The sequence below is a fragment of the Micromonospora aridisoli genome (assembly GCF_056150025.1).
On record NZ_JAXCFK010000003.1, the window covers coordinates 221,080 to 233,973 of the forward strand.

Annotated in this window: 15 protein-coding genes; 10 read left to right on the plus strand and 5 right to left on the minus strand. The window is 72.6% G+C overall.

Annotation, left to right across the window (positions count from 1 at the left end):
• Positions 1-75: 75 nt before the first annotated feature.
• Positions 76-477, minus strand: a complete 402-nt coding sequence (locus tag SM447_RS08000; RefSeq protein ID WP_474572094.1) for a ChaB family protein — start codon at positions 475-477, stop codon at positions 76-78.
• Positions 478-623: 146 nt separating this feature from the next.
• On the opposite strand from SM447_RS08000, the gene SM447_RS08005 reads away from it, so the two are divergent.
• From SM447_RS08005 to SM447_RS08025, 5 genes are all read left to right on the plus strand, one after another.
• Positions 624-1,601: a YihY/virulence factor BrkB family protein gene (locus SM447_RS08005; RefSeq protein ID WP_474572095.1), complete on the plus strand. Its 978-nt coding sequence runs from the start codon at positions 624-626 to the stop codon at positions 1,599-1,601.
• A 46-nt stretch (positions 1,602-1,647) separates the two neighbouring features.
• Positions 1,648-2,064 carry a DUF2795 domain-containing protein gene (locus tag SM447_RS08010; protein WP_474572096.1) on the plus strand — a complete coding sequence of 139 codons (417 nt, stop codon included), beginning with the start codon at positions 1,648-1,650 and terminating at the stop codon, positions 2,062-2,064.
• A 49-nt stretch (positions 2,065-2,113) separates the two neighbouring features.
• Positions 2,114-2,575 carry an SRPBCC family protein gene (locus SM447_RS08015; RefSeq protein ID WP_474572097.1) on the plus strand — a complete coding sequence of 154 codons (462 nt, stop codon included), beginning with the start codon at positions 2,114-2,116 and terminating at the stop codon, positions 2,573-2,575.
• Positions 2,576-2,666: 91 nt separating this feature from the next.
• Positions 2,667-2,924, plus strand: coding sequence for a hypothetical protein (locus SM447_RS08020; RefSeq protein ID WP_474572098.1), 258 nt, complete (start codon positions 2,667-2,669; stop codon positions 2,922-2,924).
• A gap of 171 nt (positions 2,925-3,095) precedes the next feature.
• Positions 3,096-3,308 (plus strand): hypothetical protein, encoded by a 213-nt coding sequence (locus tag SM447_RS08025; RefSeq protein WP_474572099.1) that lies wholly within the window; start codon positions 3,096-3,098, stop codon positions 3,306-3,308.
• Here SM447_RS08025 and SM447_RS08030 read toward each other — a convergent pair.
• Complete coding sequence (locus SM447_RS08030) at positions 3,305-3,748, minus strand: hypothetical protein (RefSeq protein WP_474572369.1); 444 nt, start codon at positions 3,746-3,748, stop codon at positions 3,305-3,307. The genes SM447_RS08025 and SM447_RS08030 overlap by 4 nt on opposite strands.
• A gap of 152 nt (positions 3,749-3,900) precedes the next feature.
• On the opposite strand from SM447_RS08030, the gene SM447_RS08035 reads away from it, so the two are divergent.
• Entirely contained in the window at positions 3,901-4,272 is a 372-nt protein-coding gene (locus SM447_RS08035) for a DUF6401 family natural product biosynthesis protein (RefSeq protein WP_474572100.1), read from the plus strand.
• 73 nt (positions 4,273-4,345) lie between these two features.
• On the opposite strand, the gene SM447_RS08040 is transcribed toward SM447_RS08035, so the two are convergent.
• Positions 4,346-5,206 (minus strand): mechanosensitive ion channel family protein, encoded by an 861-nt coding sequence (locus SM447_RS08040; RefSeq protein WP_474572101.1) that lies wholly within the window; start codon positions 5,204-5,206, stop codon positions 4,346-4,348.
• A 188-nt stretch (positions 5,207-5,394) separates the two neighbouring features.
• Between SM447_RS08040 and SM447_RS08045 the strand changes: the two genes are divergently transcribed.
• A complete protein-coding gene (locus SM447_RS08045; protein ID WP_474572102.1) occupies positions 5,395-7,524 on the plus strand; it encodes an ATP-binding SpoIIE family protein phosphatase in 2,130 nt (709 codons plus the stop codon).
• 141 nt (positions 7,525-7,665) lie between these two features.
• Positions 7,666-8,946 carry a cation:proton antiporter gene (locus SM447_RS08050; RefSeq protein ID WP_474572103.1) on the plus strand — a complete coding sequence of 427 codons (1,281 nt, stop codon included), beginning with the start codon at positions 7,666-7,668 and terminating at the stop codon, positions 8,944-8,946.
• A gap of 27 nt (positions 8,947-8,973) precedes the next feature.
• Here the strand turns inward: SM447_RS08050 and SM447_RS08055 are convergent, their stop codons facing one another.
• Complete coding sequence (locus SM447_RS08055; protein WP_474572370.1) at positions 8,974-9,912, minus strand: NAD(P)/FAD-dependent oxidoreductase; 939 nt, start codon at positions 9,910-9,912, stop codon at positions 8,974-8,976.
• Positions 9,913-10,096: 184 nt separating this feature from the next.
• Between SM447_RS08055 and SM447_RS08060 the strand changes: the two genes are divergently transcribed.
• Both SM447_RS08060 and SM447_RS08065 read left to right on the plus strand, forming a co-directional pair.
• Complete coding sequence (locus SM447_RS08060) at positions 10,097-11,479, plus strand: glycoside hydrolase family 6 protein (RefSeq protein ID WP_474572104.1); 1,383 nt, start codon at positions 10,097-10,099, stop codon at positions 11,477-11,479.
• Positions 11,480-11,690: 211 nt separating this feature from the next.
• Positions 11,691-12,278, plus strand: coding sequence for a YflT domain-containing protein (locus SM447_RS08065; protein ID WP_474572105.1), 588 nt, complete (start codon positions 11,691-11,693; stop codon positions 12,276-12,278).
• 12 nt (positions 12,279-12,290) lie between these two features.
• Here the strand turns inward: SM447_RS08065 and SM447_RS08070 are convergent, their stop codons facing one another.
• Entirely contained in the window at positions 12,291-12,830 is a 540-nt protein-coding gene (locus SM447_RS08070) for a GNAT family N-acetyltransferase (protein WP_474572106.1), read from the minus strand.
• Positions 12,831-12,894 lie beyond the last annotated feature (64 nt).

A 12,894-nucleotide genomic window follows, 5' to 3' on the forward strand; every position in this document is an offset into this window, starting at 1 on the left:
CACTTCTCCGCACGGACCGGCCGGGCCCGACTCGGCGCGTAGGCCGGCCGGGCCCGGTCGGGCGGCAGCCGGCGCTCAGCCGCCGCGGGCCTTGCGGGTCTGTCGGTCGTTCGCCTTCTGGATGGCCTTGACCAGTTCCGGCTTGGTCATGCTCGACCGTCCGGTCACGTCCAGGTCGCGGGCCACCCGCATGAGGTGCTCCTTGGGGGCGTTCGCGTCCACTCCACCGGCGGTGGGTGCCCGCCGGGCCGGTCCGCCGCCGGCGGCCTGCTGGTCGCTCGGGCCCTTGCGACCCTTCGGCTCCCAGTGGTCACCGACCTTCTCGAACTCGTGCTTGACGGCGGCGAACGCGGTGCGGTGCGCCCGCTCGCCCTCGCCGTAGGTCTCCACCGCGGAATCGTGTGTCTTCTCCCAGGTGCGCTGGGCCTTCTCCGGGGAGCGCCGCAGCGTGCTGGGCAGTACCTCGCGCCCGGGCATCTCGAACCTCCTCCGTGTGCGAGCGATTCGGATTGGTGTTCCCGCGCGACGCGGCGGCAAACGCCGCCGGCGTTTGCCAACGGATGGGGCCGGGTACCGGCGGGGCCATCGACGAGCCGCACGCCGGCCATGCCCAGGGAGCGGTGATGACGACGACGAACCCCGAGGCCCCGTCCGCCGACCCGCCGACGCCGCGGCTGCCGGGAATCCGCCAGTTGCACTGGCCGACCTGGCGCGGCGTGCTGGTTCGCGCCGGTCGCAACTACCTGCGGGACAACTGCACGGACTGGGCCGCCGCGCTCACCTACTACGGGGTGCTCGCGCTCTTTCCCTCCACCGTCGTGGTGGTCGCTCTGGTCGGCCTGGTCTCCGACGGGGAACGCACCGTCGACACGGTCCTGGACCTGGCCCGCGACGTGGGTGCCGGCTCCGTGGTGGCGAACGAGAGCTTCGTCGGCGTGGTCCGTGAGGTGGTGGACCAGAACAGCTCCGCCGGGGTGTTGCTCAGCTTCGGCCTGCTCGGTGCGCTCTGGTCGGCCTCGAACTTCATCGCCTCGTTCACCCGGGCCTCGAACGCGATCTACGGCGTGGCCGAGGGACGCCCGGTGTGGAAGCTGCGTCCGACGCAGATCGGGCTGGCGGCGCTCTCGCTGGTGCTGCTCGCCACCGTCGCCGCCGGTCTGATCGTCAGTGGTCCCGTCGCCGACGCGGTCGGTGACCTGCTGGGCGCCGGCGAGGCCGCCCGCACCACGTGGGCCGTGGCCAAGTGGCCGGCGCTGGCGTTGATCGCGATGCTGCTGATGTCCCTGTTGTTCTGGGTGGCGCCGAACGTGCGCCAGCCCCGGTTCCGCTGGCTCACCCCCGGTGGGGGCGTGGCCCTGGCCGCCTGGGCGCTCGGCTCCTTCGGCTTCGGCCTGTACGTGGCGAACTTCGGCTCGTACAACACCACCTACGGCAGCCTCGGCGCGGTGATCGCCTTCCTGGTCTGGCTCTACCTGTCCAATTCCGCGCTCATGCTCGGTGTGCAGATCAACGCCGAGCTCCAGCGCGGACGGATGCTCCAGTCCGGGGCGGAGGACACCGACGAACCCGTGCTGCCACCCCGGTCGCCAGCCGAATCATGATCGCTTGCCGGGTTTACTCGCCGTCCCCTCGGGTAGCGCAGAAGACATGGATCGCGGCAGCAGCAAGCACTCACCGAGGGTCGACGAGCAGATGAGCCAGGAGGTCAGCGGTCTCGTGCAGGGACCGGGGACCGGCGGCTCGCGGGTCGACGAGTTCCGCGTCCCGGAGCCCGCGGGAGAGGACCAGCCGGAGCCCACCACCGCGCCGGCCGGGGAGCTGCGCAGCGGCTCACCCCAGGGCATGACCTCCGAGGACGTCGAGGCGCGTAGCCGGCTCGGGCGGTTCATCACCATGACCGCGCTGCCCGGCGACCGGGCCACGCTGCTCGCCAACGCCCGTGAGAACGAGGCGCCCGACGACGTACTGGCCGCGTTGGAGCGCCTGCCCGAGGGCACCCGGTACCAGACGGTGTCCGAGGTGTGGGCGGCGCTCGGCCACACCAACGAGACGACGCGCTGGTGAGGTGGACCGGAACGGTCCGGAAGCCGCACGAGCGCAGGGAAGGATCCTGATGAGTGGCGTTACCCAGCATGTCGACGTTGCCGTCCCGGTGCGCACGGCGTACGACCAGTGGACGCAGTTCGAGGAGTTTCCGCAGTTCATGGAGGGTGTCGAGGAGGTCCGTCAGCTCTCCGACACGATGACCCACTGGACCGTCGAGATCGCCGGGGTGAAGCGCGAGTTCGACGCCGAGATCACCGAGCAACTGCCCGACGAGCGGGTGGCGTGGCGGTCGACCGGCGGCACCCAGCACGCCGGGGTGGTCACCTTCCACCGGCTCGACGAGAACAGCAGCCGGGTCACCCTCCAGCTGGAGTTCGACCCGCACGGGGTCATCGAGAAGGCCGGTGACAAGCTCGGCGTGGTCGACCGCCGGGCGAAGGGCGATCTCGAGCGGTTCAAGACGTTCATCGAGCGGCGCGGCCAGGAGACCGGCGCGTGGCGCGGGAAGGTCGACCGTCCGCAGCCCTGATCTCCTGACGAGGTTCGTCGACGGCCGCCGGGTGCTCCCGGCGGCCGTCGCCGTGTCGTTTGCGACGACCGGGCCGGGGTACCGCGATGACATGACCGACGACAGGGCGTGGCGCAACGAGGAACGACTCCCGCTGGAGGAGCTGGACCGGGCGGTCGCCCGGTCCACGCTCGACGGGCAGGCCGACGACGTGACCGGCAACGACGCCGGGGAGGAGGCCGCCTTCGGGCACGGCCCCGAGGCGGCCGACCGTGGCGGCACGGTCCCCGGCACCGGGCGCGAGCCCACCGATCCCGATCGCGCCTACCGCCCCTCCACCACCGGCCGCACCGGTCCGGACACCCTCTGACACCACCTCCGGGTACGTCCGTCGGTGACACCGGTCACCTGGGACGTACCCGGAACACCGCGCCGAGCGGCGTCAACTGGTTCGTCCGAACGGGCGGTGAATTCGGACAGCTCAGACAGAATCGGCCGTTCGGCTGACGGCAATGCCGGCGTCGCGCGCAAGACTTTCGGAATGCATCAGGGCTCCGGCTTCCTCTCCACGCGTCAGCGTCGCCTGGCATGGCTCGGTTTCCTCCTCGCCGCCGTGCAGGCCCCCGTCTCGGCCAGGCTGGTCGACGACAGCTCGTGGCTGTTCAGCCTCTGTGTCGCGGTGATGGTGGCGACCGTGATCATCGCTGACGACGCCGCGCGCCGTCGCCCCGCCGACGCCCGCTCCTCGGACTAGGCCGAGCCCGGACGCGCCTCGTGCCCCGGGCGCCCGTGCGTCCGGCGGCGTTCCTTCATCTCCGCCTCGTAGAGGTGCCGTCGACCGCCGACCAGTTGCTCGCGGGCCGAACGGTCCACGTCGCGGAACAACGCGTGGTAGCCGTCGTCGAAGTCCTCGACGATCTGGAACGTCCACCGCCCGGCGATGACGTTGCGGCCCACCAGGTCGTCGGCGATGCGATCGGCGACCTCGGGATGCCCGGCGTCGCGGAACATCCGCACCGCGTCGTCGAGCATCAGGTCGGCGTGACCGATGAGCTGGTGCAGCGAGTAGAGGTGGCCGCGCGCGCGTTCCACGCACTCCAGGGCCTCGCTGAGCTTGCCGAGGGCGGCCACCGTGTCGTCGCTCACTCCGGGGGGACGCCGGTGCCGCTCGTCGGGTCCGTCTTTGGTGTCCATCCGTGCCTCCTGGTGCCGGTCGTGCCGGGGCGTCCGGTTGCCGCCGCCCGACTCGATCCCCTCGGACACCTGACGGGCACCACCGGGAGGATGCGGTGACCGACCGAGCGGCCGAGGTCAGGGCCGTGCCGGGTTGGCTACATTCGTTCCCCATGCGCGTGCCGTCGAACCGGGTCACCTCCCCCACCGCCGTCGACTGGGCGCGGTCCAGTCTCGTCACGCTCGCCAACGCCGTGGGTCTCGACGGGCTCGCCGTCGCCTTCGTCCGGCCGGGACTGCTCGCCGCCGTCGACCAGCACGCCGCCGCGGTGCGGGACAGCCTGCGCGGGGACACCCGGCCGTTGACCGCCGCGGCCCTCGCCGGCTACGCCGACGGGGTACGGGCCGCGGCGGAGGAGTACGGCTGGCAACCGCCCGACCCGATCGACTGGGCGGAGGCGGACTGGGTGCTGCTGCGGCTGCTCGCGGTCTGCTCACTCACGGCCGCGCTGGACACGCCGGCTCCGCAGCCGCCGCCGCTGTGAGTCTCCCCGAATGCGTGACGGGTGCCCGCCAAGTCGGCGGACACCCGTCCTGTCTCGATGACGCGACCAGCCGTCACGGACGGAACTGCTGGGTCTCGTCAGCGACGTTGCCGGACTGATAGGTCCCCCGTCCCCCGGCCATCGAGGACTCCGGTCCCTGCCCGGCCGGCTGCGGGGCGCCGCCCCGGTCGGCCATCTGCCGCCGCATGTCGCCGCGACCTGCCTCGGCACCCTGCCGCTGCTCGCGGATCGCCCGCGACTCCTCGGCCGCTCGGGTGAGCCAGCCTTCCCAGCGGTTCTGCATCGGCCGCACCAGACCGCCACCGACACCGATGATCAGGATTCCGGCCACGGTGGCGAGCACCGCGATCAGCACGGGCTGGGTGACGGTGGTGGCGATGCCCACCTGGTTGAGCGCCGCGATGACGCCCAGCGCGATGATGAAGATCGCCGTCACGTCGGCCAGGAACCGGCCGTACGACAGACCCCCGAGCGCCCCGGTGACGAGATCCCGCACCGCGTTGGCGATCGCGGCGGCCACCACCACGATGATGATCGCCACGAAGGCCCGTGGCAGCCACGCCACCACGCCCGCGATCAGGTCGCTGATCGGGTTGGGTCCCCAGACCCCGAAGGCGAACTGCAGCGTGAACAGCAGCACGGCGTAGTACGCCAGTCGCGCCAGGATGTCACTGGCGTCGTACTTTGTCCGTTCCAGCGCACGCTTGATGCCGCCTCGTTCGACCGCGCGGTCGAACCCCACCCGTTCCAGGACCGCGTCCACGACCTTGAGCACAGCTCTGGCGATGAGCCATCCGACCACGAGGATCGCGATGAACGCGATGGCCCGCGGCACGAACAGCAGCACCGACCTCCACATGTCGGCCGCGGCGTCACCGATGTTGACCTGCCTGGCCGCGAGGCTTTCCGGCATGATGTCCCTCCTGTCCATGGATTGCCCCGCGCGCTTACCCCTTCCCCCGGCCAGCACGCCGAGCAGCTCCGCCCCTTTTTCCGGACAGATCGCTCCGGAGCGGCCCTGACCTGCCCGGATAGCCCTGAAGCGACGCGCCCCGCCGATGATCGGAAACACCGATCGAGCGGGCGGACTAGGCTGCGGTCATGCCAGGAACGGTCGGGCGAGTACCCACGCCAGCAGGCCCTCTGCCGGGCGCGGCGGCGCCAGGCGCGGCGACCGTCGGCGGGGACCCCCGGTGGGACGCCACGGCCCTCGGCCCGTACGAGTCGTGGGACCCCACCATCCGGGCCGCCGCCGAGGTGGTGCTCGCCTCTCCGGCGCCGATGGCCCTCTACCTGGGGGCGGAGCTGCTGCTGCTCTACAACGAGGCGTACGCGGAGCTGATCGGCGACCGGCACCCACGCGCCATGGGGCGGCCCGCGGCCGAGGTCTTCGCCGAACTCTGGCAACGCCCGGGCATCGGCGACGTCATCGAGCACACCTACCGCACCGGCACGCCGGTCCTGGACAAGGAGATTCCCCTCCCGGCGCACGGGGCTGCCGGTCCGCTCGAACAGGCCGTCTACACCCGGGCCTGCTCCCCCGTACGCGACGGCCAGGGCCGGGTCGTGGGGGTGCTCTCCGTGGTGGCCGAGACCAGCCCGGCCACCCGGCAGTTGCAGGGCCTCAGTGACTTCGCCGCGGCGCTCTCCGGCACCCTCACCCTGGACGACGTGGCCCGGGTCGCGCTGCGCTACGCGATCACCTCGTTCGACGCCGACCGGGTCTCCTTCGCGGTGGACGACGGGGGCGGTGGCGCCGGCTGGCGGATGGTCCGGCGGGTCCGGGGCGAGTTGGTGGACGAGGCGGACGAACGGCTGCCCCCGTTGTGGCGGCGCGGCCCGGCCGACTGGTCGGCACCGGCGGTGGTCTCCGCCCGCACCGGACGAGCCAACTTCATCGACGACGGCCAGCCGCTGCACGAGATCGCGGCCGACCGGCACGATCAGAAGATCCGGGCGCTGGCGGCGGTGCCGCTACGGGCGTCGGTGGTCCGGGGTGCCATGAGCGTCGGGTACCGCGCCCCGCACTCCTGGTCGGCGGCGGAACGGGCGCTGCTGGCGGCCACGGCCGAGCTGGTCGGGCAGGCCACCGAACGGGCCCGCCGCTTCGAGACGCAGCACGGCACCGCCCAGTTGCTGCAACGCAGCATGCTGCCGGAGAACCTGCCGGTCCTGCCCCGCCTGCGGATCGCCGCCCGCTACGACCCGGGTGTCGACGGCAACGCCGCCGGAGGCGACTTCTACGACGCCTTCATGCTCCCCACCGGCAACCTGGGTGTGGTCCTCGGCGACGTCGCCGGCCACGACGTGCAGGCCGCCGCACGGATGGGCCAGGTGCGTGCCGCGCTTCGCGCGCTGGCACTCAACGACCCCCGCCCGGACCAGGTTCTCACCGGGCTCGACCGCCTGGTGGGCAGCCTCGGCGCCGAGGCCGGCACCCACGAGTTGTTCGTCACGGTGGCGTTCGGCGTGATCGACGTCGACCGGGAGGAACTGGTCCTGGCCAGCGCCGGGCACCCGGCCCCGCTGGTGCGTCGCTGCTCACCGGCGGGCGAGCCGAGGGCCGAGTACGTCGAGGTGCTGTCGGGTGCCCCGCTGGGCGTTGGCTATCACGCCGCGACCCGCGCGGTCAGGTTCTCCCCCGGCGACACGCTGCTGCTGTTCAGCGACGGTGTGGTGGAGCGCCGCCGACAAGGGCTGTCGGACGGCCTGGCGCGCCTGGCGGAGTCGGTGGCCGGGGCACCCAGCGGCGACCCTCGGTCGCTGTGCGCGGTGGCCTCCGCGGCGGTGCCCGGCGCGACCGAGGACGACGTGGCCGTGCTCGCCGTCGAGTACGCGTTGCGGCCGAGCCGCTCCGCGCGGATGGAGGTGCCCGCCGAACCGACCGCGCCGAGCCGGGTACGGCACTGGATGACCGACCAGCTCACCCGGTGGGGGGTCGCCGAGTCGGTGATCGGCGCGGCGGTGCTGTGCACCAGCGAGCTCACCACCAACGCCCTGCTGCACGCCGGCACGGCGGCCCGGGTCGAGGTCGACCTCAGTCCCGAGCGGCTGCTCGTGTCGGTGGCCGACTCGGGTTCCCGGGGCACGGTCACCCGGGCCCGCACGGAGGCCCTGAGCAGCCGGGGACGCGGGCTGGGCCTGATCGAGGAGTTGAGCGACGCCTGGGGCACCGACCCCACCGTCCGCGGCTCGACGGTCTGGTTCGAGATCCTGCTTCCGCCCGCCTGAACCTCCCACCGCCGCTCGCTGGGAAGACCCGGCGGCACCGGTCACGGCCGCTGCGAGCTCCGCCGGGATTACCGGAACGTCGGCCGGGGCAAGAAGTGCGCCACCTGTCCGCATGGCGCGGACGTGGCGAGGGGCGGTCCGGTGGAGACGATCGACGTTGCGTTCGCGGTGCTGGGTCTGGCGGCACTGCTCGCCGGCATCCTGCCCCGGTTGCTGGAGCGGCGACCGCTGTCGATGCCGCTGGCCTTCCTGGGTCTCGGGATGCTGGTCTACGCGCTCCCCACCGACCTGCCCGTGCCCGATCCACTGACCCATCGGGCTCTCGCCACCCACCTCACCGAGATCTGCGTGATCGTGGCGTTGATGGGCGCCGGCCTGAAGATCGATCGGCCGTTGAGCTGGGCGCGCTGGTCGTCGACGTGGCGGCTGCTGGCGGTGGCCATGCCGCTGTGCATCGCCGCCGTGGCACTGCTCGGGTGGTGGTGGGCGGGTCTGGTGCCGGCCAGCGCGTTGCTGCTCGCCGCGGCGCTCGCGCCGACCGATCCGGTGCTGGCCTCCGATGTCCAGGTCGGCGAGCCCACCGGCGAGTCGGACTCCGAGGACGAGGTTCGCTTCGCGTTGACCTCGGAGGCGGGCCTGAACGACGGTCTGGCGTTTCCGTTCGTCTACGCGGCGATCGCGATCGCGGGTGCCGGCCTCGCACCCGGTGACTGGTTGGCCCGCTGGATCACCCTCGACCTGCTCTACAAGGTCGCGGTGGGGGTGATCGGTGGGCTCCTGGTCGGTTGGCTCCTCGGCAAGCTCTTCTTCCGGGCGCCCAGCGAGCTGCGGTTGGCACGACACGCGGAGGGTTTCCTGGCGCTGGCCGCCACCTTCCTGGCGTACGGGCTGGTGGAGGTGGCCGGCGGCTACGGTTTCCTGGCCGTCTTCGTGGCCGCCCGGGCGATCCGGGCGGCCGAGCGCAGTCACGAGTACCACCAGGTACTGCATGATTTCGCCGAGCAGGTCGAGCGGCTGCTCACCGTGTTGATGTTGCTGCTGTTGGGCGGCGCGGTGATCGGGGGCCTGCTCGCACCGCTGACCTGGCCCGCCGCGCTGGTCGGCCTGGCGCTGGTGTTCGTGGTCCGGCCGCTGCTCGGCTGGCTGGCACTGCGCGGTGCGCCGGGACGGCCTGCGGAGCACTGGGTGATCGCGGCCTTCGGCATCCGGGGCATCGGGTCGTTCTACTACCTGGCCTACGCGACCACGAAGGCGGATTTCCCTCAGGCGGAACTCGTCTGGGCCACCACCGCGCTGGTGGTGATCGTCTCCGTGGTGGTGCACGGCATCGCGGCGACCCCGGTCATGCGGGTGCTGGACGCCACCGGCCAGCGCACCCCGTCGGCGGTTCCGGCCGCCCGTTCGGCGCCCGTCACCGCCTGAGCGACCGGACGGTGCGGCGCCGTCCGGTCAGGTCAGCCGGCGGGCCAGGACCCGGCCGAGGTCACGGCCGGAGCGCCAGGCGGTCTGGACCCGGGGCTCGCCGAACACGTCCCCGGCCAGCCCGATGCCGTCGGCGTCGAGGTGGAAACCGGCGGCCGGAGCACCGCCGGAAGGCTTGGCGTACGTCCACCGGTGGACGTGCACCTGCGCTGCCCGCTCGGGCAGGGCGAGCAGGTCGCGTACGGCCGCCTCGATGGCCGGCGCGGCGGCGGTGGGTTGGGCCAGGTGACCGGCAGCGAACTCGGCGGTGGTGTGGGCGACCAGGACCGCGGCGCCGTCGCCACGCCGGTCCCCGTCGTCGCAGACCAGACTGAGCAGCGGGTGGTCGTTGACGAAGGCACCCCGGAAGTCGTTCCACCGCCGGCTCGGGAACCGCAGCATCGCCGCCAGGGTGGGCGACCACCGCTGTCGGCCCACCACCTCGGTGGCCACGGCCAGACCCGGGTCGAGCAGCAGCGCGGCCTGTGGCCCGGGCATCGCCAGCACGGCCGCGGCGCACTCCTCGCCGTCCACCGTCGGTCCCGGCTCCACCCCGAGCACCAGCCGGTCCACCGTCACGGGCAGGTCCCGGGCGAGGTCTTCGACCAGCGAGCGCAGTCCGCGCGGCGCGGCCCACCGCATCGGTCCCCGGACCTCGCGGCGACCCCGTCCGTCGTACACCACGAAGGTGTCGGTCCACTCGCGGGCCAGCCCGGCGGCCTGCCAGCCGCGTACCACCTCTGCGAAGTCCGGATCGCTCACGGTGAGGTAGGCCGCGCCCAGGTCGGCGGGGCGACCGTCGAAGCGGCGGCTGGCCATCCGGCCGCCGGCCACCCGCCCCCGTTCCCGGATCTGGACCGGTACGCCGGCCTGCAGCAGTTCCCGGGCGCACGCCACACCGGCGATGCCGGCACCCACCACCACCACACCCGACCAGCCACGACGCATCCGATGATCGTAGGGCCGCTCGGCATCTCGCCGACCGGGATCGACGCCCGCCGTTCGCCGGATAGTTCCGGAAGGTCTTCACAAGCCGGCAATCGGCCCGTACCTTGTCGGACATGTGGGAGCGCTTCCACGCACTTTCTTCGATGGGTACGAGGAGCAGACCATGAGAACCCGAGGCACCTTCGCTCTGGTCGGCGCCGTGGCGACGGCCCTGACCGTGGTCGCCGGCGTCGGCGTGGGCGCGCTGCGCCCCGCGCCCGCCGCGGCCGCCGACTCCGCCTTCTACGTCGACCCGCAGACCAGCGCCGCCCGCTGGGTGGCGGCCAACCCGAACGATTCCCGGGCCGCGGTGATCCGCGACCGGATCGCCAGCGTTCCGCAGGCCCGCTGGTACACCACCACCAACACCTCGACGGTACGCGCCGAGGTGGACTCCTTCGTCGGCGCCGCAGCCGCCGCCGGCAAGATCCCGATCCTGGTGGTCTACAACATCCCCAACCGTGACTGCAGCAACCACAGCGCGGGCGGCGCGCCGAACCACTCGGCCTACCGGCAGTGGGTGGACCAGGTCGCCGCGGGTCTCGGGGGACGTCCGGCCAGCATCATCCTGGAGCCCGACGTGCTCCCCATCATGACCAGTTGCATGAACGACAGCCAGCAGGCCGAGGTGCGGGCCTCGATGGCGTACGCCGGCAAGGCGCTCAAGCGGGGTTCGTCGGCGGCGAAGGTCTACTTCGACATCGGTCACGGTGGCTGGCTCTCCGCCGGGGAGGCTGCCGCGCGGCTGAACGCCGCCGACATCGCCAACAGCGCCGACGGCATCTCGGTGAACGTGTCGAACTACCGGCGTACCGCCGACGAGGTCTCGTACGCCAAGCAGATCATCGCGGCCACCGGCAACTCCCGGCTGAAGGCGATCATCGACACCAGCCGCAACGGCAACGGCCCCGCCGGTTCCGAGTGGTGCGACCCGCCGGGACGGGCGATCGGCACCCCGAGCACCACCGCCACCGGTGACTCCGCGATCGACGCCTTCCTGTGGGTGAAGCTGCCGGGTGAGGCGGACGGTTGCATCGCGGCAGCGGGTCAGTTCGTGCCGCAGCGGGCGTACGACCTGGCCGTCGCGGCCGGCCCGGTGCCGACCACCGCGCCGCCGACGACCACGCCGCCCACCACCACCCCGCCGACGACCACGCCGCCCACCACCGCGCCGCCGACCACCAACCCGCCCGGCGGGGGCTGCTCGGTGACGTTCACCCCGAACACCTGGACCGGCGGCTTCACCGCCGAGATCCGGGTGACCAACCGCGGCGCGGCGTTGAACGGTTGGACGCTCACGTTCACGGTGGGCTCCGGGGTGCGGCTGAGCAACGGCTGGAACGGCGACTGGAGCCAGTCCGGCGACCGGATCACGGTCCGCAACGCCTCCTACAACGGCAACCTGCCCTCCGGCGGCTCGGTGAGCGTCGGCTTCCAGGGCACCTACTCGGGCTCCAGCCTGCCGGCGCCGAGCGGGTTCGCCCTCAACGGCTCGGCCTGCGCCTGACCCGTTGGTCCGAGGCCCCCGTCGTCGCGTACGGCGGGGGCCTCGTCGTGTCCCGGGCCCCGGACGGTCCGGCCGAGGCCTTCTCGGCGGTCGCCGCCGTGCCCCGGGCGTGCCCCGCCGGAGACACCGTCGACCCGGACGCCGCCCGGAGCGCGTTACGGCCACCGCATCGCGGGAAGGCGGGCAACTGCGGTGACGAAGGAGGAGACCAATGACCCCACAGTCGAACCCCTCGGCCTGGCAGCCGGGTGTGACCGGCGGCGGCACCCTCCCGTCGGGGCCTGGTGGCCGTCCCGCCGCGCCCAGTGGCGACGGCCACGGCCCGCAGACCGGGCCGCCGACCGTGACGATCGGGGACTTTCCAGACTATCCGTCCGCCCAGCGCGTGGTGGACCATCTGGCGGACAACCGGTTCCCGGTGGAACGCGCCGCCATCGTCGGTACCGACCTGACCCTGGTGGAGACCGTGCTGGGCCGGATGACCACGGCCCGCGCGGCACTGATCGGGGCGGGCACCGGCGCCTGGTTCGGTCTCTTCATCGGCCTGCTGTTCGGCATCTTCACCGTCGGGAACTGGGTGGCGGTGATCCTCGCCGGTCTGGTCATCGGCGCCGTCTGGGGGGCCGTCTTCGGTGCCGTCGCGCACGCGATGACGGGCGGGCAGCGTGACTTCACCTCGGCCAGTTCCCTGCGGGCCAGCCGGTACGCGGTCACGGTGGAGGCCGACGTGGCCGATCAGGCCCGTCAGTTGCTGGCCCGGCTGAACGTGGGTGGACGCGCGCCGCAGACGGCGGGCTGACACCGCGCCCGGTCAGTCGGTGGCGAGGCGAGCGTGCAGATGCTCGTCGTAGCGGCGGCCGTCGCCGTAGCGGTGTGACTGCCGCAGGGTGCCCTCGGCCAGGTAGCCGGCCCGCTCGGCGACCCGGCAGGACGCCGGGTTGGCCACCGCGTGGCACAACTCGATCCGCTCCAGTCCGAGAGCGGCGAAGGCCCACTCGCTGAGCCGTACGACCGCCGCCGTGGCCACCCCTCGGCCACGGGCGGCGGCCACGGTCCAGTAACCGATCGAGGCGTCGCCGGCATGGATCCGGTGCAGCGACACCGAGCCGAGCAGGATGTCCGGATCTACCGGGTCGACCGCCGCCAGCGCCACACGATCGCCGTTGGACCAGTCGGCCCGCCACCGTAGCCAGCGCAGCGCAGCATCGAGGTCGAACGCGTCACCCTGTGGGTTCCACTGCGCGATGGCCGGATCGCGCCAGGCGTCGAGGACGGCGGGGGCGTCCGCGTCGCGCCAGGGACGCAGCAGCAGGCCGGGGGCGGTCAGTTCCACGGCGGCTGAGTCTGGCACACCCCGCACCACCGCGCACCGGATATGACCCGGGCCAGACACCGGTTCAGTTGTTTCAAAGCTT